This window comes from Bradyrhizobium diazoefficiens, assembly GCF_016612535.1.
Taxonomy (GTDB): domain Bacteria; phylum Pseudomonadota; class Alphaproteobacteria; order Rhizobiales; family Xanthobacteraceae; genus Bradyrhizobium; species Bradyrhizobium diazoefficiens_C.
This window is the reverse complement of sequence record NZ_JAENXS010000002.1, coordinates 584472-611220: the sequence shown is the minus strand read 5'-3', so window position 1 is coordinate 611220 and position 26749 is coordinate 584472. Positions and strand designations below refer to the sequence as shown.

The 26749-nt window shown below is 64.5% G+C and carries 21 protein-coding genes and 2 tRNA genes; 21 read left to right on the top strand and 2 right to left on the bottom strand.

Features of this window, described 5'->3' with window-relative positions:
* Nucleotides 1–142 precede the first annotated feature (142 nt).
* From JJE66_RS19650 to JJE66_RS19605, 10 genes are all read left to right on the top strand, one after another.
* Nucleotides 143–1618 carry an efflux transporter outer membrane subunit gene (locus JJE66_RS19650; protein WP_200516104.1) on the top strand — a complete coding sequence of 492 codons (1476 nt, stop codon included), beginning with the start codon at nucleotides 143–145 and terminating at the stop codon, nucleotides 1616–1618.
* The gene (locus JJE66_RS19645) at nucleotides 1608–3014 is read left to right on the top strand and encodes an efflux RND transporter periplasmic adaptor subunit (protein ID WP_200516102.1); all 1407 of its coding nucleotides are present in this window, start codon (nucleotides 1608–1610) and stop codon (nucleotides 3012–3014) included. Before JJE66_RS19650 ends, JJE66_RS19645 begins: the two co-directional genes overlap by 11 nt.
* Nucleotides 3015–3053: 39 nt before the next feature.
* Nucleotides 3054–6206, top strand: a complete 3153-nt coding sequence (locus tag JJE66_RS19640; RefSeq protein ID WP_200516100.1) for an efflux RND transporter permease subunit — start codon at nucleotides 3054–3056, stop codon at nucleotides 6204–6206.
* Nucleotides 6206–9310 carry an efflux RND transporter permease subunit gene (locus JJE66_RS19635; protein WP_200516098.1) on the top strand — a complete coding sequence of 1035 codons (3105 nt, stop codon included), beginning with the start codon at nucleotides 6206–6208 and terminating at the stop codon, nucleotides 9308–9310. The genes JJE66_RS19640 and JJE66_RS19635 overlap by 1 nt, the downstream gene beginning before the upstream one ends.
* Before the next feature lie 36 nt (nucleotides 9311–9346).
* Nucleotides 9347–10087 carry a tRNA-uridine aminocarboxypropyltransferase gene (locus JJE66_RS19630; protein WP_200516097.1) on the top strand — a complete coding sequence of 247 codons (741 nt, stop codon included), beginning with the start codon at nucleotides 9347–9349 and terminating at the stop codon, nucleotides 10085–10087.
* A gap of 201 nt (nucleotides 10088–10288) precedes the next feature.
* Nucleotides 10289–11005, top strand: a complete 717-nt coding sequence (locus JJE66_RS19625; RefSeq protein ID WP_246756616.1) for an ABC transporter permease — start codon at nucleotides 10289–10291, stop codon at nucleotides 11003–11005.
* An 8-nt stretch (nucleotides 11006–11013) separates the two neighbouring features.
* On the top strand, nucleotides 11014–11769 hold the full coding sequence (locus JJE66_RS19620) for an ABC transporter ATP-binding protein (protein ID WP_200516095.1): 756 nt from the start codon (nucleotides 11014–11016) through the stop codon (nucleotides 11767–11769).
* A gap of 205 nt (nucleotides 11770–11974) precedes the next feature.
* Nucleotides 11975–12757: an outer membrane protein gene (locus tag JJE66_RS19615; RefSeq protein WP_200516093.1), complete on the top strand. Its 783-nt coding sequence runs from the start codon at nucleotides 11975–11977 to the stop codon at nucleotides 12755–12757.
* 153 nt (nucleotides 12758–12910) lie between these two features.
* Nucleotides 12911–12984: transfer RNA gene (locus JJE66_RS19610), tRNA-Cys, on the top strand.
* Between the two features lie 192 nt (nucleotides 12985–13176).
* Nucleotides 13177–13323 carry a hypothetical protein gene (locus JJE66_RS19605; RefSeq protein WP_200516091.1) on the top strand — a complete coding sequence of 49 codons (147 nt, stop codon included), beginning with the start codon at nucleotides 13177–13179 and terminating at the stop codon, nucleotides 13321–13323.
* Between the two features lie 61 nt (nucleotides 13324–13384).
* Here the strand turns inward: JJE66_RS19605 and JJE66_RS19600 are convergent, their stop codons facing one another.
* On the bottom strand, nucleotides 13385–13579 hold the full coding sequence (locus JJE66_RS19600; RefSeq protein ID WP_200516089.1) for a hypothetical protein: 195 nt from the start codon (nucleotides 13577–13579) through the stop codon (nucleotides 13385–13387).
* A gap of 257 nt (nucleotides 13580–13836) precedes the next feature.
* Between JJE66_RS19600 and JJE66_RS19595 the strand changes: the two genes are divergently transcribed.
* From JJE66_RS19595 to JJE66_RS19545, 11 genes are all read left to right on the top strand, one after another.
* On the top strand, nucleotides 13837–14100 hold the full coding sequence (locus tag JJE66_RS19595; protein WP_200516087.1) for a hypothetical protein: 264 nt from the start codon (nucleotides 13837–13839) through the stop codon (nucleotides 14098–14100).
* Between the two features lie 706 nt (nucleotides 14101–14806).
* Nucleotides 14807–15970, top strand: coding sequence for a PspA/IM30 family protein (locus tag JJE66_RS19590; protein WP_200516085.1), 1164 nt, complete (start codon nucleotides 14807–14809; stop codon nucleotides 15968–15970).
* Between the two features lie 10 nt (nucleotides 15971–15980).
* Nucleotides 15981–16640, top strand: coding sequence for an OB-fold-containig protein (locus tag JJE66_RS19585; protein WP_200516083.1), 660 nt, complete (start codon nucleotides 15981–15983; stop codon nucleotides 16638–16640).
* A 39-nt stretch (nucleotides 16641–16679) separates the two neighbouring features.
* Nucleotides 16680–18383 carry a flotillin family protein gene (locus tag JJE66_RS19580; RefSeq protein ID WP_200516081.1) on the top strand — a complete coding sequence of 568 codons (1704 nt, stop codon included), beginning with the start codon at nucleotides 16680–16682 and terminating at the stop codon, nucleotides 18381–18383.
* Between the two features lie 206 nt (nucleotides 18384–18589).
* Nucleotides 18590–18958 (top strand): hypothetical protein, encoded by a 369-nt coding sequence (locus JJE66_RS19575; protein WP_200516079.1) that lies wholly within the window; start codon nucleotides 18590–18592, stop codon nucleotides 18956–18958.
* A gap of 138 nt (nucleotides 18959–19096) precedes the next feature.
* Nucleotides 19097–19171: transfer RNA gene (locus tag JJE66_RS19570), tRNA-Asn, on the top strand.
* Nucleotides 19172–19373: 202 nt separating this feature from the next.
* Nucleotides 19374–19553 carry a hypothetical protein gene (locus tag JJE66_RS38135; RefSeq protein ID WP_246756615.1) on the top strand — a complete coding sequence of 60 codons (180 nt, stop codon included), beginning with the start codon at nucleotides 19374–19376 and terminating at the stop codon, nucleotides 19551–19553.
* Nucleotides 19554–19690: 137 nt separating this feature from the next.
* On the top strand, nucleotides 19691–20356 hold the full coding sequence (locus tag JJE66_RS19560; RefSeq protein WP_200516075.1) for a protein-L-isoaspartate O-methyltransferase: 666 nt from the start codon (nucleotides 19691–19693) through the stop codon (nucleotides 20354–20356).
* Between the two features lie 205 nt (nucleotides 20357–20561).
* Nucleotides 20562–21953 carry a TolC family outer membrane protein gene (locus JJE66_RS19555; protein ID WP_200518592.1) on the top strand — a complete coding sequence of 464 codons (1392 nt, stop codon included), beginning with the start codon at nucleotides 20562–20564 and terminating at the stop codon, nucleotides 21951–21953.
* Nucleotides 21954–22256: 303 nt separating this feature from the next.
* Entirely contained in the window at nucleotides 22257–23036 is a 780-nt protein-coding gene (locus tag JJE66_RS19550) for a PopZ family protein (protein ID WP_200516074.1), read from the top strand.
* A 128-nt stretch (nucleotides 23037–23164) separates the two neighbouring features.
* Nucleotides 23165–26041, top strand: coding sequence for a valine--tRNA ligase (locus JJE66_RS19545; protein WP_200516072.1), 2877 nt, complete (start codon nucleotides 23165–23167; stop codon nucleotides 26039–26041).
* Nucleotides 26042–26043: 2 nt separating this feature from the next.
* Here JJE66_RS19545 and JJE66_RS19540 read toward each other — a convergent pair whose 3' ends face one another.
* Nucleotides 26044–26646 carry a DNA-3-methyladenine glycosylase gene (locus tag JJE66_RS19540; RefSeq protein WP_200516070.1) on the bottom strand — a complete coding sequence of 201 codons (603 nt, stop codon included), beginning with the start codon at nucleotides 26644–26646 and terminating at the stop codon, nucleotides 26044–26046.
* Between the last annotated feature and the right edge of the window lie 103 nt (nucleotides 26647–26749).

Here is a 26749-nt window from a genome sequence, read left to right as displayed (position 1 = left end):
CAGTTCCGCGCCCGGCTAGTATGAACTTCAGGTTCCGCAGAAAGCATCACACTGTGAACGAGTTCAAGAGAGGTCCCCGGCCGTCCGCCCGCGAATCGGCTAATCCAGCCGCGCGGTGGCGGCGTGATCTGCCCGGCAGGGGGTGGATGTGACACAGCGGGTTCCGGCCGTCGCCATGCGGCAATTCCTTGGTTCTGCGTCCCGGATGCTGCGTGCGGTCGCTGTGGTAAGCTTGGCATCCGGCTCGGGCGCCTGCGTGCTGACCCAGGACCTGCCCGATCCCGCGGTCGACGTTCCCGCGCTCTACAAATACGCCGGTAAGGCGGACGCGCCGCCGACGCTGGATTGGTGGCGCAGCTTCCGCTCGACGGAGCTGACGCAGCTGATGGAAGAGGCGCAGACTGTCAATCTCGACATCGCAGCCGCGGTCTCGCGCATCGTCGAGGCCGACGCCCAGGCGCGCCAGGCGGGCGCGGCGCTGTTGCCGAGCCTTTCCGGCACCGGGCAGGAGACTTATTCGCGCACGTCCGGCTCGTCGGCTTCAGGGCTTACCAATGGCGGCCGTGAGGTCGTCAACTACCAGGCTTCGTTGAGCGCAAGCTACCAGCTCGATTTCTGGGGCCAGAACCGCGACGCGCTGCAAACGGCGGAGGAGACCGCCAATGCCAACCGCTTCGACCGCGACACCGTCGCGCTGACGACGCTCGCAGCCGTCGCCAATGCCTATTTCGAGGTGCTGTCCTCGCAGGATCGCCTGCGCACCGCCCAGCGCAACATCGCAAGCGCCCAGCGCATCCTCGATGCCATCCGCGAGCGCCGCAAGGCCGGCACCGGCACCGATCTCGACGTCGCCCAGCAGGAAAGCGTGCTGGCGAACCAGAAGGCGCTGGTGCCGCCGCTGCGCCAGACGCTGGACCAGAACGCCAATGCGCTCGCGGTGCTGGTATCGCGCCCGCCGGAGAGCGTGCGCCTCGCGGGCGGCTCGCTGGACCGGATCGCGATCCCGCGCGTCACGCCCGGCCTGCCGTCGGAGCTTTTGACGCAGCGGCCTGACATCCGCCGCCAGGAGGCGCAGCTCGCCTCCGCCACCGCCAATATCGGCAATGCTCGCGCGCAGTTCTTCCCGACGATCCAGCTCACCGGCAATGGCGGCTATCAGAGCTCGGCGCTGGTCTCGCTGTTTCAGCCGCACGCGGCGTTCTTCCAGCTGGTCGGCAGCGCGACCCAGCCGATCTTCGACGGCGGCAAGATCCTCGGCAATTTCGAATACGCCAAGGCGCGGCAGGACGAATTGCTCCAGACCTATCGAAAGACCATCGTCCAGGCCTTTACCGACGTCGACAACGCACTATTTTCAATCAAGCAGACCACGATCAAGCTGCAATTGCAGCGCGACGTCGTCAACGCCTCACGCCGGGCCTTCGATCTCGCCGAGCAGCAGCTGCGCGCCGGCACGGCCGATATCGTGACAGTACTCAACACCCAGCTGACCCTGTTCCAGGCCGAAGACACCCTGGCGCAGGCGCAGCTCGCACGCCTTCTTGCCATCGTCAGCCTGTATCAGGCGCTCGGCGGCGGCTGGGAGCCGCGAATGGAGAAACCGGTCAATGCTCTTTAAGCCGGATATGAAGCAGGACGCGAAAGCGGGGACGGCGAAAAAGTCGCGCGGCCGCGGCTTCGTCATGACCCTGATCACGTTCGCAATCCTCGGCGGCCTCTTCTATCTCGGCTGGACCGTCATGCAGCAGAAGCCGCAGCAGGCGAACGGCCGCAACCAGCGCCCCGATCTGCCGGTGCCTGTGCTGGCGGCGACCCCGCGAGTCCAGGACGTGCCTGTTTATCTCGACGGCGTCGGCGCGATCCGCGCTCTCAACACGGTGACCGTGCGCTCGCAGGTCGACGGCAAGCTGATCGCGGTGAAGTTCACCGAAGGCCAGGACGTCAAGAAGGGCGACGTGCTCGGCGAGATCGACCCGGCGCTGTATCAGGCGACGTATGACCAGGCCGTCGCCAAGAAGGCCCAGGACGAAGCCCAGCTCGCCAATCAGCGCATCGATCTGACGCGCTACGAGCAGCTCGCGGCCACCAATGCCGGCTCCAAGCAGCAGGCCGACACCCAGCGCGCGGCGGTCGCCCAGACCGAGGCGCTGGTGAAAGCCGACCAGGCCTCCATTGAGAATGCGGCGGCGACGCTGAGCTACACCAAGATCGTGGCGCCGATCTCGGGCCGCGTGGGCCTGCGCCAGGTCGACCAGGGCAACATCGTCCACGCTTCCGACACCACGGGCCTCGTCGTCATCACGCAATTGCAGCCGATCGCGGTGTGGTTCAGCCTGCCGCAGCAGCAGATCATGCGCGTCAATGCCGCCGCCGCCAAGGGCGCACTCGCGGTCGACGTGTTCGGCAATGACGGCGTTACCGTGATCGACACCGGCAAGCTCACGGGCATCGACAACCAGGTCGACCAGACCACCGGCACGCTCAAGCTCAAGGCGGAATTCCCTAACGCCAACTACCAGCTCTGGCCGGGCCAGTTCGTCAATGTCCGCCTCAAGGTCGAGACCTTGACACAGGCGCTGGTGGTGCCGACGTCCGCCGTGCAGCGCGGACCGATCGGAACGTTCAGCTACGTCATCGGCGAGGACAACGTCGTCACAGCCAAGCCCGTGACCGTGACGCAGCAGAACGAGCATGACGCGGTGATTGCGAGCGGCCTGTCGCCAAACGACAAGGTCGTCACCACGGGCTTCGCCAATCTGTCCGACGGCTCCAAGGTCATCATCGGCCGCGACGAGCAGACGCCCTCGGCCGATCTTGCCCCGCGCAAGCGCACGCGTGCGCCGGATGGCCAGAAGAAAGACGGTCAGGCCAAGGACGGCCAGAAGGACGGACAAGGCAAGGACGGCGACTTCCGCGCGAAGCGGAAGAGCAGCGAGGGCGACCAGAAGGGCCAGACCGGTCCGGCGCCGGGGCCGGGGGCTCAACCATCGGGACCTGGAGCCAAGCAGCCATGATCCCGACAACAGCCGCCTGAGCGGCAGGCTATACGTCCCATGGGTGTCTCCGAACCCTTCATCCGCCGACCGATCGCGACCTCGCTGCTCGGCATTGCCCTGCTGATCGGCGGTGCGCTCGGCTATTTCGCGCTGCCGGTCTCGGCGCTGCCGCAGGTCGACTTCCCGACCGTGCAGGTGTCGACACAGCTGCCGGGCGCGAGCCCCGACGTGATCGCCTCGCTGATCACGGCGCCCCTGGAGCGTCAGCTCGGCCAGATCCCGTCGCTGACGGCGATGAACTCGACGAGTTCGTTTGGTGTCAGCCAGATTTCGCTCCAGTTCGACCTCAACCGCGATATCGACGGCGCGACCCAGGACGTGCAAGCCGCGATCAATGCGGCCGCCGGCGTGCTGCCCAAGACGCTGCCTTATCCGCCAACCTACGCCAAGGTGAACCCGGCCGATGCGCCGGTGATGACGCTGGCGTTGCGCTCCGACACGATCTCGCTGCGGGCGATGAGCGACATCGCCGACACGCTGCTGGCCCAGCGGCTCAGCCAGATTTCCGGCGTCGGCCGTGTTTCCGTGCTCGGCGGTCTGAAGCCGGCCGTGCGCATCCAGGCCGATCTGGCGCGGTTAGCTGCCTACGGCATTGCGATGGAGGATCTGCGCGCCGCCATCGCAAACGCCAACGTCTCGGGGCCAAAGGGCTCGCTCGACGGCGCGCAGCAATCCTACATCATCGCCGCCAATGACCAGATCGCCGCCGCCGACGCCTATAGGCCGATCATCATCGCCTATCGCAACGGCTCGCCGGTCACGATCGGCGACGTCGCGCAGATCGTCGACGGGCTCGAGAACGATCGCACCGGCGGCTGGTATCAGGGCACGCCGGCCGTCATCATCGATATCCAGCGCCAGCCCGGCGCCAACGTCATCGACGTCGTCAAGCAAATCCGCGCCGAAATCCCCAAGGTCCAGCGCGCGATTCCGGCCGGCGTGAACCTCACCATCGTTTCCGACCGCACCGTCACCATCCGTGCGTCCGTGCATGACGTGCAGTTCACGCTCATCCTCAGCGTGGTGCTGGTGACGCTGGTGGTACTGCTGTTTCTGCGCTCGTTGCGCGCCACGCTGATCGCGGGCGTGGCGCTGCCGCTGTCGCTGATCACGAGCTTCGGCATCATGTATTTTGCCGGCTTCAGCCTCGACAATCTGTCGCTGATGGCGCTCACGATCGGCACAGGCTTCGTCGTCGACGATGCCATCGTCATGATCGAGAACATCGTCCGCCACATGGAGAATGGCGACAGCGCGATGCAGGCCTCGCTGAAGGGCGCCAGCGAAATCGGCTTCACCGTGATCTCGCTGACGGTGTCGCTGATCGCGGTGTTCATCCCGCTGCTGTTCATGTCGGGCCTGGTCGGCCGCATGTTCCGTGAATTCGCGCTGACGCTCACCATCGCGGTCGTGACCTCTGCCGTGGTCTCGCTGACGCTGACGCCGATGATGTGCTCGCGGCTGCTGAAGCACGCCCATGAGGAGCTGGCGGTGCCGGGGCTTGCCGCGGTCAGCCGGTTCATCGATCGCACCGTCGAATTCTACCACCGCACGCTGCTCGTGGTCTTGCGGCACCAGCGCACCACGCTGGTCGTGACCTTCGCGACGCTGATCGCAACCCTGGTGCTCTATGTCGTCGCGCCAAAAGGCTTTTTGCCGCTTCAGGACACCGCCTCGATCACGGCGGTGACGGAGGCCGGAGCTGACGTCTCCTTCGGGGAGATGCAGAAGCGGCAGGCCGAGGCCGCCGACGTCATCAAGGCTGATCCAGATGTGACCGGCGTGGTCTCGGTGATCGGCGCGGGGTCGGTCAACCCGACCACCAATGTCGGCCGCCTCGTCATGACGCTGAGGCCGCGCGGCGAGCGCCGCGACGATGTCAGCGCGGTGATCACCCGGCTGAAGGAGAAGGTGGCCGGCATTGCCGGCATGACCGTCTACTTCCAGCCGGTGCAGGACGTGCAGATCTCGACCCAGTCGAGCCGCTCGCAATACCAGTACACGCTGACCGGCACGGATGCGGCGCTGGTGTCGGAATGGGCGAAGAAGCTCGTCGACGAGATGCGGCGCGATCCGTTGTTCCGCGACGTCTCTTCCGAGGCCCAGGAAGGGGGCCTGCGGGCGCAGCTCGATGTCGACCGTACCCGCGCCGGCCAGCTCGGCGTCAGCCTTCAAGCCATCACCGACACGCTGAACGACGCTTTTGCTCAGCGGCAGATCTCGACCATCTACGGTCAGGCCAACCAGTACCGCGTGGTGCTGGAGGCGCTGCCGATGTACCAGCGCGATCCCTCGATCCTGTCAAAACTCTATTTGCCGGGCGGCGCGAGCAGCTCCGTGGTCGGCGCGCCGAACGCCCAGGTGCCGCTCGACGCGGTGGCGACGCTGAAGCGCACCACGGCACCGCTGGCGATCTCGCACCAGGCGCAGTTCCCGGCGATCTCGCTCAGCTTCAACCTCGCGCCGGGCGCAGCTCTCGGCGACGCCGTCGACGCGGTGAAGACGATCGAGGCCCGGATCGAGATGCCGAACAGCATCGTCGGCGTCTATGCGGGTGACGCCGCCGAATTCGCCAAGGCACTTGCCGGCCAGCCGTGGCTGCTGCTCGCCGCCGTGATCACGATCTACATCGTGCTGGGCGTACTCTACGAGAGCTACATTCATCCCATCACCATCCTCTCGACGCTCCCCTCGGCCGGCGTCGGCGCCATCCTGGCGTTGATCCTGTGCGGGCAAGATCTATCCGTCATCGGCCTGATCGGCATCATCCTCTTGATGGGTATCGTCAAGAAGAACGCGATCATGATGATCGACTTTGCGCTGGAGGCGGAGCGCGGGCAGGGCATGCCGGCGCATGAGGCGATCGTGCAGGCGTGTCTGTTGCGCTTCCGTCCGATCATGATGACGACGCTTGCCGCGCTGTTCGGTGCGCTGCCGCTCGCGATCGAGAGCGGCACCGGCGCCGAGCTGCGCTTTCCGCTCGGCATCTCCATCATCGGCGGCCTGCTGCTGAGTCAGCTCCTCACGCTTTACACCACTCCGGTGATCTATCTCGCGCTCGACCGCATCAACCGTCGCCTCGAGCAGGCGCTCCCGCCGCCGGTGCCTGAGGCGCCGCCCACCGCCGGGGCGACCGAGGGGATGCAGTGATGGCATCGATCTCGGAGCCGTTCATCCGCCGCCCGGTCGCGACCACGCTGCTGTCGATCGGGCTGTTCCTGCTGGGGGGTGTCGCCTACGAGTTCCTGCCCGTCGCCTCGGTGCCGAATGTCGACTTCCCCGCGATTTTCGTTTCAGCGAGCCGCCCCGGTGCCGATCCGTCGGTGATGGCGGCCACCGTGGCCGCGCCGCTGGAGCGGCGGCTCGGGGAAATCGCGGGTATCAACCAGATCACCTCGACGTCGTCGCTCGGCACGGCGAACATCCAGCTCCAGTTCGACATCGGCCGCAACATCGACAAGGCGGCGCGCGACGTACAGGCCGCGATCAACGCCGCCCTGGTCGATTTGCCGAGCGATCTGCCGGCGCTGCCGCGCTTCCGCAAGGCCAACACGGCCGGCGCGCCTGTCTTCGTGCTGGCACTGACCTCAAAGACGCTGTCCGCCAGCGCGATCTACGACGTCGCCGATACCGTGCTGGCGCAGCGCATCTCGCAGGTGCCCGGCGTCGGCGACGTCACGGTGTCTGGCGCCGACCAGCCGGCGGTGCGGATCCAGCTCAACCCGGTGGCGCTCTCGAATGCGGGAATCGCGACCGACGACGTGCGCACCGCCATCATCAACGCCAACCCGCTTGGTCCCGTCGGCATCTTCAATGGCGAACGCCAGAGCGAGACGCTGTCGCTCAACCGGCAGATGCGCACCGCCAAGGAATTCCGAGACATCGTCATCAAGAACTCCAACGGCAATTTCGTGAAGCTCTCAGACGTCGCCGAGATCGAGGACGGCGTCCGCAACGCGCGCTCGATCGCCTGGTTCAACAAGCAGCCGGCGGTGCTGATCCAGATCACCAAGCAGGGCGATGCCAACGTCATCGACACCGTCGACCGGGTCAAGGCGCTGATCCCCAAGCTGAAGCAGTGGATCCCGGCCGGCGTCGACGTCTCCACTCTCGTGGACCGCACCAGCACGATCCGCGCCAGCGTGATGGACATGCAGTGGACGCTGCTTGCGACCGCGGTGCTGGTGATGGTCGTGGTGTTCGTGTTCCTGCGCCGGCTGACCCCGACGATCGCGGCCGGCATCTCAGTGCCGTTGGCGCTGGCCGGAACCTGTGCCGGGATGTGGGTCGCGGGCTTCTCGATCGACAATCTGTCGCTGATGGCGCTGGCGATTTCGGTCGGCTTCGTGGTCGACGACGCCATCGTCATGATCGAGAACATGTTCCGCAATCTCGAACACGGCATGCGGCCGTTCCAGGCGGCGCTGGAGGGCGCCAGGCAGATCGGCTTCACCGTGGTCTCGATCAGCCTGTCGCTGATCGCGGCGTTTACGCCGCTGATCTTCATGGACGGCATCGTTGGGCGTCTGCTGCGCGAATTCTCGCTGACGCTGACCTTCGCGATTTTGGTCTCGACCGTGGTGTCGCTGACGGTCACGCCCATGATCTGCGCCCACTACGTCCGGCAGACCACGTCGGGATCGGCGACCCTGTTCGACCGAATCATCGAGGGCTCGTTGACGCGCATCGTTGCCTTCTACACCCGCACCTTGCGCGCGGTGCTGGAGTTTCCGCTACTGACGCTGCTGGTATTCTTCGCCACCATCGGCCTGACGGTGATGCTCTACATCAAGGTGCCCAAGGGCTATTTCCCAACGGACGATTCCGGTTTCGTCATCGGCGCGACGCGCGCCTCGGCAGACATTTCGTTCCAGTCGATGCTCAACCTCCAGCAGCGCCTCGCCGACATCGTGATGCAGGATCCGGCCGTGGCCGGCATCGGCTCGACCGTTGGCAGTGGAGGCGGGCCGGGGGGCGCGACCTCGAACCGCGGCGTCATGTACATCAGCTTGAAGCCGCCCGAGGAGCGCGATCACATCTCGACGCAGGTCGTGATTGATCGGCTGCGGAAGGCACTGTTTCCCGTGCCCGGCATCCGCCTCTTCATGTTCGCCGCCCAGGACGTCCGGGCCGGCGGCAGGCAGAGCGATTCCAACTACCAGTATACGCTCTCAAGCACCGACCTCGATCTGCTCCAGAAATGGGCGCCGATCGTGGCCAAGCGCATGGAGACGGTCGAGGGCATCACCGATGTTTCGAGCAACCGCGATCCTGGCGGACTACAACTCACATTGAACATCGACCGCCAGAAAGCAGCAGCGCTCGGAGTCAGGGTCCAGGACATCGACAATGCGTTGAACAACGCGTTTTCGCAGCGGCAGATCTCGATCATCTACACCCAGCGCAACCAGTACATGACCGTGCTGGAGATCGATCCGAAATTCCAGGTCGATCCCTCAAATCTCGAACGCATCTACGTCGCCGGCGCCCACGACGTGCAAGTACCGCTGTCCGCCGTGGTGCACGCAACGCGTAGCCTCGCCGCGCTCGCGGTCTATCATTCGCAATCGGTTCCCTCGACCACGGTGTCGTTCAACACTTTGCCGGACGTGCAGCTCCAGGCCGCGACCCAGAACATCCAGCGCGCGGTCGAGGAGTTGCACATGCCCGAAGGCATCCGCGGCAGCTTCGACGGCAATGCCGGCGATTTCGCCAAGACCAGCGGCCGGCAGCCGCTGCTCATCCTCGGCGCGCTGGTGGCGATGTATATCGTGCTCGGCGTGCTCTATGAGAGCCTTGCCCATCCCCTCACGATCATCTCGACGCTGCCCTCGGCCGGCCTCGGCGCGCTGCTTGCGCTCCAAATCACCAATACGCCGCTGACGGTGATCGCCTTCGTCGGCATCATCCTGTTGATCGGCATCGTCAAGAAGAACGGCATCATGATGGTGGACTTCGCGCTCGACGCCGAGCGCCAGCGCGGCCTGTCCTCGGCGGAAGCCATCTTCGAGGCCTGCCAGGCGCGCTTCCGCCCGATCCTGATGACGACCATGGCAGCGCTGTTCGCAGGCATTCCGCTGGTCGTCGCGACTGGGCCGGGCACGGAGTTGCGGCGTCCGCTCGGCATCACCATCATCGGTGGCCTGTTCGTCTCGCAGATCCTGACGCTCTACACCACGCCCGTGATCTATCTGCTGATCGACCGGCTGCGCCGGCGGTCCGAGCCGCGTGCGCTGGCAGCACCGGCGGAATAGGTTGTTGAAGCGCCGCTTCAAGCGTATAGCGGCGGCATGTCGAACCCCGCTGAAACCACGGCCGTCGTAGCAGAGCCGATTCCCGAATGTCCGCACTGCCAGAAGCCGATGCCGCTGTGCATCTGCGACAGTGTCTCGCCGGTAGAAAACCGCCTTGGGCTCCTGATCCTCCAGCATCCGCAGGAGCAGGACAGGGCGCTCGGCACCGCGCGGCTGCTTGCAAGGCATTTCCCGAAGGCGACCCTGCGGGTCGGCCTGTCCTGGCCGAGCCTGTCCAAGGCGCTCGGGCACCCGATCGAGAACGCCTCGCACTGGGCCGTGCTCTATCTCGGCTCGGCGCGCGCGACCGATCTCGACGTGGAGGGCGAGATCGTCGCGCTCAACCGCAAGGGCGAGGTCGCGGAGAACCAGCGCGCCATCCTCGGAAAGCTCGAAGGCGTGGTGCTGCTCGATGGCACCTGGAGCCAGGCCAAGGCGCTGTGGTGGCGCAACCCCTGGATGCTGAAATGCCAGCGCGTGATCCTCAACCCGGCGCGCCCCTCGCGGTACGGGAGCCTGCGCCGCGAGCCGCGCAAGGACGGGCTGTCGACCATCGAGGCGGCTGCGACGCTGCTGGCCGGCCTGGAGCGGCGGCCCGACATCGCCGAGACGCTCAACGCGAGCTTTGAACGGCTGTTAACGCGCTACCGCGAGGTTCAGGCCGAGCTGCCGGAATTGGCGCCAAAGCCCGCGCCAAAAGGCCGCCGGCGCGATTTCCGGCGCCGCAAGCGGGCCTGACATCAGCCGGTTTCATCCGTACGGTTGATTGCCCAGCCAAGAGCAGGCAGATACAGACCACCGGCCGACAGGCCTGTGGCCTGCCATCATGTCGCAGCGTCGCAAATCCGGGAAAGCAGAAGGGGCAGCCGAATTCAGCGCGCAGCGAAGGAGATCCTGGCCCAGGCGGCGCAGTTCGATCGTTGGGGCACGCTCGCCCTGATGGACATCTCGCTACGCTACCGGCGAACCGTGATCGGACCGCTCTGGATCACGCTGACGCTGGCGGCGACGATCGTCAGTGTCGGCACGGTCTATGCGGCGCTGTTCAAGCAGGACATCGCCAGCTTCCTGCCGCCCTTCGCCGTCGGCCTGATCGTCTGGACCTTGATCGCCACCACGCTTCAGGAGGGCTCCAACATCTTCGTGGCCTCGGGCCATCTGATCAAGGCGGTGCCGGCGCCGCTGATCGTGCACGTGCTGCAAATGGTCGCGCGCAACGTGCTCATCTTCGCCCATCATCTCGTGATCGTCGCGCTGCTTTATGTCGTGATGCCCTGGCCGCTGCACTGGACCATGCTGCTCGTGGTGCCCGGCTTTGCGATCTTGCTCATCGTGCTGCTCGGCGGCTCGCTCGCCCTCGGCCTGCTCTGTGCGCGCTTTCGCGACATTGGATCTGCGATCGTGAGCGGACTGCAATTCATCTTCTTCCTCACGCCGGTGATCTGGACCGAGGACAGCGTGCGCGGCACCGCGTTCGCCTGGCTGACGCGGGCCAATCCGTTCGCGACGCTGCTCGATCTCGTGCGCAGGCCGCTGCTGTCGCAGCCGATGGATGCGGAGCAATGGCTGCTCGGCCTGGCTTACGCGATCGCCATGGCCGTCATTGGGCTGGGCTGCTACACAAAATACCGCCGCCGCGTGGCGTATTGGCTGTGATGCCCGAGATGAGCCGCGAAGCCCATATCATGTTGCGCAACGTCTCGGTGACGTTTCCGGTGCTGTCGTTCCGCGACCGCTCGCTGCGCAGCCGCTTCGTTCGCGCCGTGACGCTGCGCCGGGAGGCGCCGCGCCCGCACATCGTCAACGCGCTGAACGACGTGAATCTTGAGGTTCGTGCGGGCGACCGCGTCGCCATCGTCGGCGCCAACGGCGCCGGCAAGACCACGCTGCTGCGGGTTCTCGCCGGCATCTACCATCCGACGGCGGGCAGCATCGACGTGCTCGGCCGTTGCCTGCCGTTGTTCGACCTGTCGGCCGGCTTCGACGAGGAGGCCACCGGCTACGAGAACATCATGCGCCGTGGGCTCGTGATCGGCGCGCGGCGTACCGAGATCGACGCGCTGCGCGCGGAGATCGCCGAATTTACCGAGCTCGGCGATCGGCTCGACCTGCCGCTGCGCACCTATTCCAGCGGCATGATGCTGCGGCTGATCTTCGCGGTCGCGACCGCCATCGAGGGCGAGATCGTGCTGCTCGACGAATGGCTCGGTGTCGGCGACCAGCAATTCCGGAAAAAAGCGCGGCAGCGGCTCGACGAGATCGTCGCGCGCGCCGGCATCCTGGTGCTGGCCTCGCACGACATCGACCTGATCAAGAGCACCTGCAATCGCGCGATCCTGCTGCAGAAGGGGCGGATCACCGGCGCCGGACCGACCGAGGAAATTCTCAGCCAATATCTCGCGAGCGCGGGAAGGGAATAAGGAGGCGGCCGGTGGTCGCCGCGACGTCGTCGCTCCGCGGTTCGATAGGCCTGTCGCGTCAAGTGGCGCTTGAGGCGACACATTCTCAGCTTTGTATACCGGCGCCTCAATGTCGGGCCGTGTGGCTTTGAAGCACTAGTGGTTCCCGGCCGGGAACCCATAAAAGTAGGCGTATCCATATGCTTGTAGTTGCATCGTCATACTATTGGAGGTTTTCGTGAAAATTAAGTTCACCGCTGCCGCCGCCATCCTTCTGGCTTCCACGTCGATCGGTTTCGCAGCCGATATGGCGGTCAAGGCGCCGTACGTTGCGCCGGCCGCGGTCCGGAGCTGGACGGGATTTTATCTCGGCGGCCACGTCGGCGCCGGTTGGGGCACCACGGAGTCGACGCTGACCGCCATCAATCCCGGCGGCGCGATCCCCGGCGGCTTCGCCATCGCTCAAAATAGCAGGAGCGGTTTCCTCGGCGGCGGCCAGATCGGCTACAATTTCCAGTCCGGCTGGGCTGTCTTCGGTGTCCAGGGCGACATTGATGGGATGGACGTGAAGGGCACGACGCCTTGCTTGGCCGGGGTCGCTTCGTGCACGGCGAAGAGCAATTGGATGGGGACCGTCACGGGCCGGTTCGGTGGTGTCGTCGGCGATCGCACCCTTGTCTATGTCAAGGGCGGCGCGGCCTGGATGCACACCGACCACACTCTCGGCGTTACCGCTGGTTTTGGTGCTCCTGCCGTGGGGTCCGTCAGCTCAAGCAGCACGACGCTTGGCTGGCTGTTGGGTCTGGGCGCCGAATACGCCTTCGACCAAAACTGGAGCGCGTTCATCGAATACGACTACGTCGACTTCCAGAAGAAGAACATTGTGTTCGACTTCTCGGGTCTCGTCGGTGCGGCCGCTACGGGCAACGTCGATATCAAGAACAAACTCTCGATCGCGAAAATCGGCCTGAACTACAAGTTCGGCGGCCCGGTCGTCGCAAGGTACTGATCGTTCCTTCGCTCTCATCACAGCAAAGGCCCCGCTCTGCGGGGCCTTTTTTGCGGCAAGCCGGGGCTATGGAGCGTCAGAAGTTGGGCGTGCAGATTGGACGAAGGCGGTTGCCTAAATCCTTGATCCCCTATATTGCTCCGCCCTCGTTGGGGCCACGTGGCGGAGTGGTTACGCGCCGGTCTGCAAAACCGTTTACTCGGGTTCGAGTCCCGACGTGGCCTCCATCGCAAGCCTCTGGTATTTCAGTATAAAATCGATCTCGGCACGAATTCCACCCCTCGCTGATGCGGAGCGCGCCTGGGGCGCGTGCACCGGGTTTGCCCGGGGCTTGCTGGAAACCCTCGATTCACGCCCGATGGCATAGACTTCGCATCTGCGAAGGGATGCAATTCCCGACATCGAGCGCTGGAGCAGAAGTGGGCGAGATCGTCCGATTTATTCCGAAGTCCGAGCTGGAGCGGGCTCGCCTCATTGCCGAGGCGCGCGCGATCTATGACAGCATCTTCCCGCCGACCGCACCCGACCGGGCGCCGCAGGACGGCGAGGAGAGCGTCAAGAATTGATCGCAAGCCGCGCGCGTTGCGCGTCCGTTCGCGAGATCTGATTAGACTGGCCGAGCGCGTCTCAGCAGGCGGCGTACCAGCCGTCCGGAAAGGGCAGGAGGGGCCAGGCCCCCTCATTGTCGTTCGCGGCCTTGGGCGTCACGTGAAAGCTCCACGAGCGGGGCACGAATTCCTCCTCCGGCGTGGGCGCGAAATCGTCATTGATCATGGCGTCGCGGACGGTATCCAGCAGCAAGTTGAATTCGGCTTCGCTCATCACACCCCCCGGAACACGGATGGCGCACTGTCGCAAAGCCGGTTTGTCACCCGATTGATCCGATCGGTCGCATTTTAGCGATCGGCCGATCGAGACTCGATTGGTTAGCGATTTCTGAAATCCCCGTGGAAACTCTAGGTTCCTATGGGGGGCGTCGGTGTGAAAGAGATCACATCCCCCGCGCTTTGTTCCTCCTACCCCTTTGCACGCGCCGGCCAACGCAGGCCGGGCGAGCAGGGGCAGACAGGAGACTGGTTATGAAGCCGAGGTTCTTGCGGTGTGCGGGCGTGAGAAGCCGGGCGCGACGCGCCTCAACGGTCGGGCTGTTCCTGACGCTGTTTGCCTCCGCCGCCCAGGCGCAACAGGGAACCCCGGAACAGCGCCGGGCCTGCACCCCCGACGTCTACCGGCTCTGCGCCGGCGAAATCCCCAACGTCCGCGCCATCACCGCGTGCCTGCGCCGTAACCGGTCAAGCCTGAGCGAGGCTTGTCGCTCCGTGTTCGATCAGGCCGGCGGCTGATATATCTGGTCTGTGGGTTTGTGCGCAGCAAGTAGCTCGTGCGGGCTCGCGAATCCGGCATAGTCGGGCTGTGGATATGCTGCGGATGGACTGTGGACGGCTGTGAAGTGCTGCGGCTTCCGATCGCAGATACGCCGCTCATCTGGCATATGTCAGTCAGTAGACGACATATTTCCGTTAAATGATCTCACTGATTGATTTCCTGGACGTGCAAATGACCGCGTCATTCGGGATTATTTGGTTCACCCGAATTCGGAATTGCGTGCAGGGGCAATGAGCGAAGCGATATTCGGGACGGCGGCCAAGCACATGGCGACACCCCGGATATCGCTTCGCTCATTCAGGCCACGATCCCTTGCGTTGCCTGACGGGCAAAACACCCAATGGACGGGTCAATCCGCTCACGGGAAAATATTCTACTTTACCGAAATTCGGCTTTGGCGTATTCGTGTGCCACCTCCAGCCAAACATCGGTCTCCTGCCCCGGACGCAGCGCTGCGCGCAGCGGTGCGTCCGGGACACGAGAGCTCGCATTTCGTCTCAAATTGCAACCCGCACGTGCAAGAAGTCTTGATCCGCGGTGATCTAGAGGTGATTGCCCGCCTTGAACGCTCGCGCCGGCCACCGCGACTAACCTTTAGCGTGCACAAGGATCAGTAGAACGTGATCGAGCTTTCCCCTTGTAAAGCACCAAAATGGTGCTTTAGTGCTTTCCATGAGCCAATCGCCCCGAAACGCGCCATCTGCGCTGCGTTACAGGCTAGCCCCCGATCCGGCCGCCAGGGCCGCGATGGAGGCGACGTTCAGGGCCTATGACCGCATGATGGAGATCCTGGATGAGGTCGCGCGGAGCCATAATGTGGGCTCCAACGTCGTCCTGCTGCATGCCCATGCCTATGACCCGATCCGGAAAGAAACCGCGCTGCCGTCGCGGCTGGTGACACTGGGTCTGCGCGACCGCGCCGACTATCGCGCGGCGCAAGGCCGCCGCCTGCCACTCGACGACAAGCTCGCCAAGATCAAGGGCCCGGCCACCATTTCGATTTCGACCGTCCAAGGGCGCTTCAGCGTGCCCTTCGATTACGCCGGCTACGCCGAGGGCTGGGGGCAGAGCGTGCCCGCGCACCTGATCCGCACCGACGACGGTTTCGAGGTTCACTACGGCGTCACGCCGAACAGTCTGCCAGAGGAGGAGAACGCCATGGATACCATTGCTGCCGCTCCCGAAAACTTCCTGTCACGGGTCGGACGTCTGATCGCCGGCATCGCCTATGACGCGATCGAGCAGGCGGAAGGCAAGAACAAGCTTGGGGTGGTCGGACAGGCCATCCGCGAGATCGAGCGCGCCGAAAGCGAGGCACGCGATGCGCTCGCGGCTGCGCGCGCCGAGGAATACCGGCTCAACGCCCGCCGCACCGAAATCGAGCGCGAGATGACCGATCTCGCCCCCAAGATCGAGGGCGCGATCGCTGACAGCCGCGACGATCTCGCACGTGCCGGCATCGCGCGGCAGATGGACCTGGAGGCGCAGTTCGAGGTGCTCACGCGTGCCATCGACGAGAACAACGAGAAAATCGAGCAATGCGTGACCTCGCTGCGCGCGGTGCTGTCGGCGCTCCAGGATGCCGAGCAGCGCCGCGCCGATCTCGCAAAGAGCGAGGCGGCCGCAAGCCAGCAGGCTTCCACGTCACGGCGGAAGTCCGGCGGCAGCTCGGCGGCGGCGAAGGCGTTGCGTGCGGGGAGGGCGGTGGCGCGTGCCACCGGTGTTCCGGCCCCCATCCCGTTTTCAAGCGACATCGACGAGCTCAGCACGTTGCATCGCGACAAGGAGATTGCAGCGAGGCTGGCGCGGTTGAAGTCGCGCTCCTGAGTCATGTGTCATGAGCACTTTGCTCGAACACGTCATGGCGCCGGAGGTCAGGCCGTTCGCGATCGCCGCGGCCATGATCCTCATCGTCGGCTCGCTCGAGGTGGTCACAATGCTGGTCGGGGCCTCGCTGAGCGAGATGCTCGGCACCAGCATCGATTTCAGTCACCCGAGCGACAACGGCGTGATCAACGCCATCTCCTGGATCAATGTCGGCGGCGTGCCGCTGCTGATCTTCCTGCTGCTGCTGCTCGGCGCCTTCTCCATTACCGGCTTCCTGATCCAGGACGTCGCACGGATGGTGGCGGGGCCGTTGCCGGCCACCGTCGCCTCGCTCGGAGCCGTCGCCGTCTCGGTCCCGCTGGTCCGTGCCGCGAGCGGGGCTATCGCGCAGATCATTCCCGAGGATGAAAGCTACGCGGTCGGCCTCGGCGATCTCGTCGGCCGTGTCGGCGAGGTCGTCGTCGGACCGCTCGACCAGGGTCCGCCCGGCCGCGTCAGCGTCGCTGACGTCCACGGCAACAGGCACTTCGTCTGGGCAGTCGCCGCACCTTCCTCGTCGCCTCTGCAGCAGGGGACCATGGTCCTGCTGGTCGATCGCGCCGGTACCCGCTTCGTGGCGGTCAAAGCCGACGATGAACTGAAACCATCCAAGCCGAGTCTAAGCAGCTAACGCGTCTAAGCAACTGGCAAGTCATTATCGGAGAAAGTCATGTTCGACATCGCAGTCCCGGCCATGATCGGCGTCGCACTGATCATGGTCCTGGGCATCGTCTTCACCATCCTCTACAAGCGCGCCACACGCGACGAGGCCTTCGTGCGCACCGGCCTCGGCGGCAAGAAAGTCGTGCTCGACGGCGGCGCCATGATCCTGCCGATCTTCCACTCCTATGCCAGCGTCAATTTGAAGACGCTGCGGCTCACCGTCGAGCGCAAGGAGCGGGAATCCCTGATCACCAAGGACCGCCTGCGCGTCGATATCGTCGCCGAGTTCTACGTCCGCGTCCGCCCCGACGATGAGAGCATTGCACTCGCGAGCCAGACTCTGGGCGCGCTGACGAATGACGCCGAAGCACTGCGCAACCAGGTCGAAGCGAAATTCGTCGACGGCCTGCGGTCGGTGGCGGCCACCATGACCATCCTGGAGCTTCAGGAAAAGCGCAGCGATTTCGTCAAGCACGTGCAGGCGACCGTGGAGTCCGACGTCAAGTCGAACGGCCTCGAGCTTGAATCGGTGTCATTGACGAAACTCGACCAGACCGACGTCAAATTCTTCAATCCCGAGAACTTCTTCGACGCCGAAGGCCTGACCCAGCTGAAAACCGTCACCGAAACGCGCCGGCGCGACCGTAACTCGATCGTCCGCGACAACGAGGTGGCGATCGCCCAGAAGGACCTCGAGGCACGACAGCAGACCCTGACCATCGAGCGCACCAAGAAGGAGGCGGAGTTGTCGCAGGAGCGCGACATCGCCAACAAGACCGCCAGCACCCGCGCCGAAGTCGCCACCGCCACGCAGACCGCACGCCTGACCGAGGAGAACGCCCGCATCGACACCGACCGTGCCGTGGCCGAGAAGGAGGCGGGCGCCAAGCAGGTCAAGGAAACCGCGGTGATCGAATCGGATCTCGCCATCAACAAGCGCAAGACCGACGCCCAGCGCGAGATCCAGATCGCGACCCAGGAGAACGAGATCCAGATTGCGGCCAAGAGCAAGACGACGTCGGAAGCCGTCGCCGAAGCCAAGACGGCCGAAGCGCTCGCCGTCTCCGCCGAGGAAAAGGTCGTCACCGCGCGCGCCGTCGAGGTCGCCGATCGTGCCCGCCTGACCCAGGTGCTGGCTGCACGCACCGAGGCCGAACGCAAATCGACCGAGGTGATCGTGGCGGCGGAAGCCGAGAAGAAAGCGGCGCTCGACCGCGCCGAGGCCACCAAGACGCTCGCCACGGCCGAAGCCGAGTCCAACAAGATCAAAGCCGTCGGCGTCCGCAACATCGGCGAGGCCGAGGCCGCCGTCATCACCATGAAGAACGAGGCGCAGAACAAGCTCGGCAGCAACGTCATCGATTTCGAGATCGCCAAGAAGCGGATCGAGACCATGCCCCTGGCGCTGGCCGAGATCGTCAAGCCGATCGGAAACCTCAAGGACGTTCGCATCCTGCACACCGGTGGCGCATTCGGCGGCAGTGGAGCTGGCGTCGGCAATGTCGGCTTCGGCGAGGGGCTGGCCGGCGAACTGCTCAAAGTGCACGCGCTGCGTCCGATGATCGACGAGATCCTGCGCCAGAGCGGCTTTGCGCCGGGCGACGATCCCGTGAAGGCGCTGGTCGGCGCCGTCACCGGCAAGGCGAATGGTGCTGCGATCGCGCCGGCGGCTGTGCCTGCGCCGGAGCAAACAAACGGCGCCGATCTATGAATGCCGGTTCATTGCTGCGGAGAATTCGAATCGATAAAAGCTGCCTGTGCGCGTCTCGCGTCGCGCACAACTCCGGAGCGCTGATCGAGGTGTGTTGAACCTTTCGATCGCGCTCCGGACGAATCTTTCGAGGCAATTTTGGTTGCCGCGGCGCCTGCGCCGATCGACGTCAGGGGCCGAGGGCTGTTTTCCATTGGGGATTTCACATGAAGTATTTTCTGTCTGCGCTGATCGCCGTGGGTCTTTCGCTTGCCGCCACGGCGTCCTTCGCCGCTGACGCCCGCAACGTCACCGTCGTCAACGAGACCGGCTACGCCATCAAGTTCCTGGGCTTCAATGCACCGGACGATGGCCTGGACGAATGGGACAACGAGCTCGACAAGGTTTTGCAGAACCAGGCGAGCACCTATGTCGAGTTCGACGAGGACGATGAAGGCTGTGTCTGGAACATTCGCGTCGACTGGCAGAATTATGACGAGTCCGTGCTCTGGAAGAACGTCAATCTCTGCAAGATGACCGCGCTTCGACTGCGCTACGACTCCGGCACCAAGACCACGTCGTTCGTCGCCGAGTAAGTTTTTGACCCGACACCGCCCGGACGAGGGGGCCATACGGCCGTTCTTCCATGCGTTTCGGGCGATGGCGAATTCGTCCTTTGCAAGCGGAAGCGGCTTTGTTATACGCAGCCGCGCGCGAACGACTGGTTCGCCTTTTCCTCGGTAGCTCAGCGGTAGAGCATCCGACTGTTAATCGGATGGTCGCAGGTTCGAATCCTGCCCGGGGAGCCAAATTCCGCTGTAATTTCAGTTTCTTATAGTCACGCCCTGAAGTGACGCGTGATGCTGTTTGAGCAATCTCTCAATACCGGTCCACCCGCATCCACAGAATCGCGGTCAAGCAGACGTGTGTGATCGCGTGATCAGGGCGGCACCAAATCGACTTAATTCAATCGAGCTTCGCAGCCGCCGGATTTTTACGGAGCTGATTACTATGCCAATAATCCAGGTCGACGGTTCCCAAATGGCCCCCTCGATTCTGCCGGCAGATATCCCCGAGCTCAGTGACGATGAATGCCTGGCCCGTCTCGCACGCGCCGTCGAGGCGCACGATTCGGCACGGCTGGACGAAGTCGCCGCGTTGATCAGCCGCCTCGCGGTTACGATCGAATAGGCCATTTGGACCCGATGCGCTGGGCTGCGGATGGTCCTGGTCTTCAAGCCAACGGCCATGTTGCGTTTTCGCCGAGCATGTTCCAAAGATGCCGCCAACTTTCGTTCGCGGCATCGTCCGCATTTCAGGGTCCGCAAATGTCCGGTTTCTCGACCGCGCGCCTAAAAATGGTCGATGGCCAGGTGCGCACCACTGACGTCACTGATCGTCGAATTCTCGATGCCATGCTCATGGTTCCGCGCGAGGCCTTCGTGCCCGCCAGCCGGCAGGCACTGGCTTATCTTGACCTCGATCTCGACGTGAGCGAAGGCGGCGCGGCCAAACGGTTCCTGATCAAGCCAGCGCTGACCGGCAAGCTGCTCCAGGCCGCCGAAATCGACGAGAACGACAATGTGCTGGTCGTCGGCTGTGCCACCGGTTACCTCGCCGCGCTGGTCGCGAAGCTTGCGCGCCAAGTCACGGCAACGGAAACCGATTCGGCTCTGGCTGCGAAAGCCAAGGATGCCTTCGCCGCCATCGGGCTCAGCAACGTCACCTGCAAGGCCGCCGCTTGTGCCGACGGCGATTCGTCCGCCGCGCCCTATGACGTGATCGTCCTCAATGGCGCCACCGAGGTGACGCCCGATCGGCTCTTCGGCCAGCTCAGGGAAGGCGGACGGCTGGTCGGGGTCTCGGCTGAATCTCGGCCCTCCCGGGCCATGATTGTGACCCGCTCCCACGGTGAATTCGGCTATCGGCCGCTGTTCGATGCGGCAGCCCCGGTGCTTCCCGGGCTGGAACGGGCCGCCGCCTTCGTTTTCTGACCGCCCAAAGCCCGTTAAAATCCCGTTCTGAATCAGAAGTGTGGCCGGGATGCTGCACGTGAAGAGTTTCCACTGAGAACTACCCAGAGGGTGTTCCGTCGCGCTCGACCGCGTCCTATGTTGCTGCGGGGCAACGACTCCACTCGGATACGGTAACCAGGTTCGCGGGCACGAACCTGACGTGAGAATGAACGGATTTTCAGGGATGCATGGGGTGAAGTTCTTCACCGGAGCAGCGGTTTCGGTCTTGCTGACGGCGCTTGCCGGGCCGATGCCTGCCTTGGCGGACACGATCGAGGCCGCGCTGGTGCGCGCCTATCAGAACAATCCGCAGCTCAACGCGCAGCGCGCCCAGGTGCGCTCGACCGACGAGAACGTGCCGCAGGCGCTGTCGGGCTACCGCCCCAAGGTTAATGTGACCCTCGGCACCGGGTATCAATATCAGGATATCCAGCAAGTGCAGAAGGGCCTCGCCATCCATAGCGATCCGCCCCTTCAATCCAATAGCGCCAGCCTGACGGTCAACCAGACGCTCTACAACGGCAATCAGACTGGCAACAGGACGCGTGCGGCGGAGAGCCAGGTCTCGGGGGCCCGCGAAGCGTTGCGCGTGCTCGAGCAGACCGTGCTGCTCCAGGCCGCCACCGTCTATATGGATTATCTGCGCGATGCGGCAACGCTGGAAGTCCAGCGCAGCAACGTGCGCGTGCTGGAGCAGACACTCAAGCAGACGCGCGACCGCTTCAATGTGGGTGAGGTGACCCGCACCGACGTCGCGCAATCCGAGGCCCAGCTGGCGGCCGGCAATACGCAGGCGCTGACCGCCGAATCGAACCTGACCACGACCCGCTCCAACTTCCGCCGCATCATCGGCAACGAGCCGGCAAACCTCGCGCCGGGTTCGCCGGTCGATCGCTTCCTGCCGGGGACGCTTCCCTCTGCGGTCAATCTCAGCCTGGTCGAGAACCCCAACGTTACGGCGTCGATGTACGGCATCGACGTCAACTATCTCCAGGTCAAGATCAATGAGGGCGCGCTGCTGCCAACGGTCACCTTCCAAGCTGGTGTCAGTACAGCCTATCAGCAGACCTTGACGGTGTTCCGAACCAATACCGCGTCCGCTATCGCGACTGCTTCCATACCGATCTATCAAGGTGGCGCCGAATACTCGCTGATCCGCCAATCGAAAGAGAACTTGGCGCAGCAGCGCCTGAATCTCGAAACGACGCGTGACCAGACCCGCGCAACCGTCGTGACGGCATGGGGACAGCTGGCCGCCGGCAAGGCGCAGGTGCAGTCCGCTCAGGCGCAGGTCACGGCTTCCGAGATCGCGCTGAACGGCGTGCGTGAAGAAGCCAAGGCCGGCCAGCGCACCACGCTCGACGTACTCAACGCGCAGCAGGCGTTGGTCAATGCGCGCGTCGCGCTCGTCACCGCACAGCACGACCGCGTGGTCGCATCCTACTCCGTGCTCAGCGCGGTCGGCCGCCTTGCACCGCAGGTGCTTGGCCTCAACACCACGGTCTACGATCCCAGCGTGCACTACCAGCAGGTCCGCGACAGCTGGGCCGGCGTGCGCACGCCCGACGGGCGCTGATTGCCGTAATCCTCCGGTCGACCTCGCAAACAGCCGAGGTCGACCGGCGCTTTGCTTGCAATCATCAAAATCCCTGACATAGCCTTGCCAAGAAGCTGCGGGTCGATTCGCTCCGCATTCGATGTTGCATGCGTAATGCTTGAGTGACGGGGGAGGGGCACACCGCCTCACGTTGAGCCGTGATCTGGGGACAAGTCTGGCTGTTACGACGAAAATGTCGGGCCACACATCCGGAACCGGCCAATCCCGTCGTGCTTGGTGTAAAACAACGCATGCGAGGGCGTTGATGATGTGGAGTCGGAGATGACGCAGCCTGCAAAGGTCACAGAACCCTCCATGGAGGAGATTCTGGCCTCGATCCGGCGCATCATTGCCGATGATGAGGCCAAGCCGCCGCCGGCAGAGGCCGCAAAGCCAGCGCCTGCGCCCGCCGCAGTGCCGACACCAAAGCCACAGGCGATGGCCGACGTTCCACCCTCCAAAGTCGCGCCTGCAAAACCTGCCGCTGAAAAGCCCGCGCCACCGCCGGCCGCGAAGCCCGCGCCGCCGCCACCGCCACCGCCCGCGGCGGATGCCGGCCCGAACAACCAGGACGATATCGACGCGCTGCTGGCGGGCCTCGACGGGGCTACTTCTACGCCCGAGGTCAGAGCCCCGGAACCCGAGCCGGAGCCCGAACCCGACGTGCTCGAGCTGACCGACGAGATGGCGGTTGATCCCGTGCCAACACCGGCGCCGCCGCCTCCGAGCTTCCGCAGGGTCGAGCCGCGTGACGATCTCGAATTCGCCGAAGTGCCGCCGCCCCGTTCGACGCCTGCGCCGTCCTATGCGCCGGTGGACTTCGATGCTCCGTCGCTGCCGCCGCAGCAGCCGATCCTGGCCCAGTCGACCGTCTCGGCAGTCGAATCCGCCTTCAACTCCCTGGCCCACACGGTGCTCAGCAGCAATGCGCGGACGCTGGAGGATTTGGTCAAGGAGATGCTGCGTCCGATGCTGAAATCCTGGCTTGACGACAATCTGCCGGGCCTCGTCGAACGCATCGTGAAGGCCGAAATCGAGCGGGTTTCGCGCGGCGGCCGCTGAGCCGGGCTGCTCGGCCCCGATAAAGCCCTGCTCCTGCGTCATGCTCGGCCTGCCGATCGGGCCGGAAAGCCCTTTTGCCGCTGAGCTTTCCGTTGACTTGAACCCCGTGCGCGGCTTTCTAGCGCCCCATGATCGAGAAAAACTACCAGCCCGCCGATATCGAAGCCCGCATGTCCGTCGTCTGGGAGGACAGCCTTGCCTTCAAGGCCGGCCGCCCCGACCGCCGTGACGCCGTGCCCTTTAGCATCGTGATCCCGCCACCGAACGTGACGGGCTCGCTGCATATGGGCCACGCCCTCAACAACACGCTCCAGGACATCCTGTGCCGCTTCGAGCGCATGCGGGGCCGTGACGTGCTGTGGCAGCCCGGCACCGACCATGCCGGCATCGCCACCCAGATGGTGGTCGAGCGGCAGCTGATGGAGCGCCAGCAGCCCGGCCGCCGCGAGATGGGCCGCGAGAATTTTCTGGAGCGGGTCTGGCAGTGGAAGGCGGAGAGCGGTGACACCATTATCAACCAGCTCAAGCGGCTCGGCGCCTCCTGCGACTGGTCGCGCGAGCGCTTCACCATGGACGAGGGCCTGTCGAAGGCCGTGGTCAAGGTGTTCGTCGAGTTGCACCGAGACGGCCTGATCTACAAGGACAAGCGGCTGGTGAACTGGGACACCAAGCTGCTCACCGCGATCTCCGATCTCGAGGTGCAGCAGGCCGAGGTCAGAGGCCACCTTTGGTATCTGCGCTATCCGATCGAGGGCAAGGTTTTCAGCCCCGAGGATCCCACGAGCTTCATCGTCGTCGCGACCACGCGGCCCGAGACGATGCTCGGCGACACAGGCGTGGCCGTGCATCCCGAGGATGAGCGCTATCAAAAGCTCGTCGGCAAGAACATCATCCTGCCGCTGGTCGGCCGCAAGGTGAAGATCGTCGCCGACGAATACTCCGATCCGGAGAAGGGTTCGGGCGCGGTCAAGGTGACGCCGGCGCACGATTTCAACGATTTCGAGGTCGGCAATCGCCACGGCCTGCGCCGGATCAGCGTGCTTGACAAGGAAGGTTGCCTCGATCTCCTCGACAACGAGGACTATCTGCGCGGCCTGCCCGAAGGCGCGTCGCAATTCGCCCAGGAGTTTCACAAGGTCGATCGGTTCGCGGCGCGAAAGCGCATCGTCGAGCGGTTGGAATCGTTCGGCTTCGTCGAGCGGATCGAGCCGCACACCCACATGGTGCCGCATGGCGATCGCTCCAACAGTGTGATCGAGCCCTACCTGACCGACCAGTGGTACGTCGACGCCAAGACGCTCGCAAAACCCGCGATCGCGGCGGTGCGTTCGGGCGAAACGACGTTTGTGCCGAAGAACTGGGAAAAGACCTATTTCGAGTGGATGGAGAACATCCAGCCCTGGTGCATCTCGCGCCAGCTCTGGTGGGGCCATCAGATCCCGGCCTGGTATGGTCCCGACGGCAAGGTGTTCGTCGCCGAGACCGAGGAGGAGGCCGTCAGCCACGCGCTTGGCTATTACGTCGAGCAGGAAGTCATCACGGCCGAGCAGGGCCGCGAGATGGCGCTCGACCGCAACAAGCGCGAGGGCTTCATCACCCGTGATGAAGACGTGCTCGACACCTGGTTCTCCTCGGCGCTGTGGCCGTTCTCGACGCTCGGCTGGCCGGACGAGACGCCCGAGGTGCAGCGCTACTATCCGACCAATGTGCTGGTCACAGGTTGGGACATCATCTTCTTCTGGGTCGCGCGAATGATGATGATGGGCCTTCACTTCATGAAGGAGGCGCCGTTTTCGACCGTCTATATTCACCGGCTCGTTCGCGACGAGAAGGGCGCCAAGATGTCGAAGTCGAAAGGCAACGTCATCGATCCGCTCAACCTGATCGACGAATTCGGTGCTGATGCTCTCCGCTTTGCGTTGGCACGCGAGGCGGCGCACACGCATGACATCAAGCTTTCGTCGCAGCTTGTCGAAATCAATCGCAACTTTGCGACCAAGCTCTGGAATTCCTGCCGCTTCGCCGAGATGAACGATTGCGTCGTCCCGGAAGGCTTCGAGCCGGCGAAGACGAAGGAGCCGCTGAATCGCTGGATCGCGCACGAGACGGCGGAGGCCACGCGCGCAGTGACCGAGGCACTTGAGGCTCATAGCTTCAATGAAGCTGCGGCTGCGATGTACCGGTTCGTCTTGAACGTCTATTGCGACTGGTATGTCGAACTCGCAAAACCTGCGCTGCTCGGCGCCGACGGCCCGCTGAGAGCCGAAACCCGCGCCATGGTCGCCTGGGCGCGCGACGAGATCCTGAAGCTGCTGCATCCCTTCATGCCCTTCATCACCGAAGAGCTGTGGGAGGTGACGGCCAAGCGCGACGGCCTGCTTGCGCTCGCGCCGTGGCCGCTGAAGCCGGAGGGGCCGACGCCTGAGCAGCTGGCGATGCTTGCGGCTGCGGCGGGGTCGACCGATCCGCTCATCTCGCCGGCCTTTGTGATGCCGATGTTCGACCATGCCGATTTCACCGATCCCAAGGCGGAAGCCGAGATCGGCTGGGTGATCGACCTCATCACGCAAATCCGCTCGGTGCGCGCCGAGATGAACATCGCGCCGGCGACCCTGACGGCGTTGGTGCTCGCGGGCGCCTCGACCGAGACGAAGGAGCGCGCGCCGCGCTGGACCGACGTGATCAAGCGCATGGCGCGGCTGTCGGACATCTCGTTCGCCGACCGCGCTCCCGATGGCGCGGTTCAGCTCCTTGTGCGTGGGGAGGTCGCTGCGCTGCCGCTGAAGGGCGTGGTGGATTTCGCCGCCGAGCGCACGCGCCTCGACAAGGAGATCGCCAAGGCCGACGCCGACATCAAACGCGCCGAGTCCAAGCTCGCGAACGAAAAGTTCGTCGCCAACGCGGCCGAGGAGGTCGTCGAGGAGGAGCGCGAGAAGCGCGAGGCAGCGCTGGCGCGCAAGGCCAAGCTGCTCGAGGCGATGGAGCGGCTCAAGCAGGCGTTGTAGGCCTATTTGGGAAACGGCTTGCTGAGGAATTTCGAGCCTTTGACGCCGTAGCGCCAGGGCAGCTCGACGGCCTTGGTGATGCCGATCCGGATGCCCGCCGCCACCTCCAAATCGGCCGACCGCGCATGCAGCGCGATCGGCGGCCGATCCAGCGGCAGCGTGTTGTGGGCGATGGTGATGCCGAGCGCTTCCGTGAGCTTGCCCGGGCCCGAGCACAGCGCGTGCAAATCCTGGAGATGGCGACGGCGGCGCATCGTGGCCAGGCCATGCGTCGGCTCCAGCGCGCGGATCAGCACGGCGGCGGCCGAGCCTTGCTCCTCGCAGACGAAGTTGATGCACCAGTGGATGCCGTAGGAGCGGTAGACATAGACGTAGCCGGGCGGACCGAACATGATCCGGTTCCGCGGCGTCGGGCCGTTGTAGGAATGCGCCGCCGGCTCGGTATGATGATAGGCCTCGACCTCAACGATGATCCCGCCGACGCCGTCGACCAGCATGGTCGCACCGATCAAATCGGGCGCGACCTCGTGGACGCTGCGTCCGAAAAAGGCACGCGTCAGCCGCTTGCCGAGCCGCGGGGTAGAGGTCTTCGAGACTGGAGCCATTCGAGCTGAGAATCGCCTGAGAACGGAGCAGGATATTGCCCATATCTGCCATGTTCCCTGAAGCAGGGCGAGCCGGGTTGCGGCAGGCAGCCAGACCGACTAG

Bases quoted from the DNA above. Each gene is read 5' to 3' on its own strand.
- JJE66_RS19585 (WP_200516083.1), top strand. From the start codon at position 15,981: ATGAGCACTTTGCTCGAACACGTCATGGCGCCGGAGGTCAGGCCGTTC.
- JJE66_RS19625 (WP_246756616.1), top strand. From the start codon at position 10,289: ATGGACATCTCGCTACGCTACCGGCGAACCGTGATCGGACCGCTCTGG.
- JJE66_RS19540 (WP_200516070.1), bottom strand. From the start codon at position 26,646: ATGGCTCCAGTCTCGAAGACCTCTACCCCGCGGCTCGGCAAGCGGCTG.
- JJE66_RS19600 (WP_200516089.1), bottom strand. From the start codon at position 13,579: ATGAGCGAAGCCGAATTCAACTTGCTGCTGGATACCGTCCGCGACGCC.
- JJE66_RS19555 (WP_200518592.1), top strand. From the start codon at position 20,562: ATGCATGGGGTGAAGTTCTTCACCGGAGCAGCGGTTTCGGTCTTGCTG.
- JJE66_RS19640 (WP_200516100.1), top strand. From the start codon at position 3,054: ATGGGTGTCTCCGAACCCTTCATCCGCCGACCGATCGCGACCTCGCTG.
- JJE66_RS19630 (WP_200516097.1), top strand. From the start codon at position 9,347: ATGTCGAACCCCGCTGAAACCACGGCCGTCGTAGCAGAGCCGATTCCC.
- JJE66_RS19595 (WP_200516087.1), top strand. From the start codon at position 13,837: ATGAAGCCGAGGTTCTTGCGGTGTGCGGGCGTGAGAAGCCGGGCGCGA.
- JJE66_RS19560 (WP_200516075.1), top strand. From the start codon at position 19,691: ATGTCCGGTTTCTCGACCGCGCGCCTAAAAATGGTCGATGGCCAGGTG.
- JJE66_RS19545 (WP_200516072.1), top strand. From the start codon at position 23,165: ATGATCGAGAAAAACTACCAGCCCGCCGATATCGAAGCCCGCATGTCC.
- JJE66_RS19635 (WP_200516098.1), top strand. From the start codon at position 6,206: ATGGCATCGATCTCGGAGCCGTTCATCCGCCGCCCGGTCGCGACCACG.
- JJE66_RS19550 (WP_200516074.1), top strand. From the start codon at position 22,257: ATGACGCAGCCTGCAAAGGTCACAGAACCCTCCATGGAGGAGATTCTG.
- JJE66_RS19620 (WP_200516095.1), top strand. From the start codon at position 11,014: ATGAGCCGCGAAGCCCATATCATGTTGCGCAACGTCTCGGTGACGTTT.
- JJE66_RS38135 (WP_246756615.1), top strand. From the start codon at position 19,374: ATGCCAATAATCCAGGTCGACGGTTCCCAAATGGCCCCCTCGATTCTG.
- JJE66_RS19580 (WP_200516081.1), top strand. From the start codon at position 16,680: ATGTTCGACATCGCAGTCCCGGCCATGATCGGCGTCGCACTGATCATG.
- JJE66_RS19575 (WP_200516079.1), top strand. From the start codon at position 18,590: ATGAAGTATTTTCTGTCTGCGCTGATCGCCGTGGGTCTTTCGCTTGCC.
- JJE66_RS19645 (WP_200516102.1), top strand. From the start codon at position 1,608: ATGCTCTTTAAGCCGGATATGAAGCAGGACGCGAAAGCGGGGACGGCG.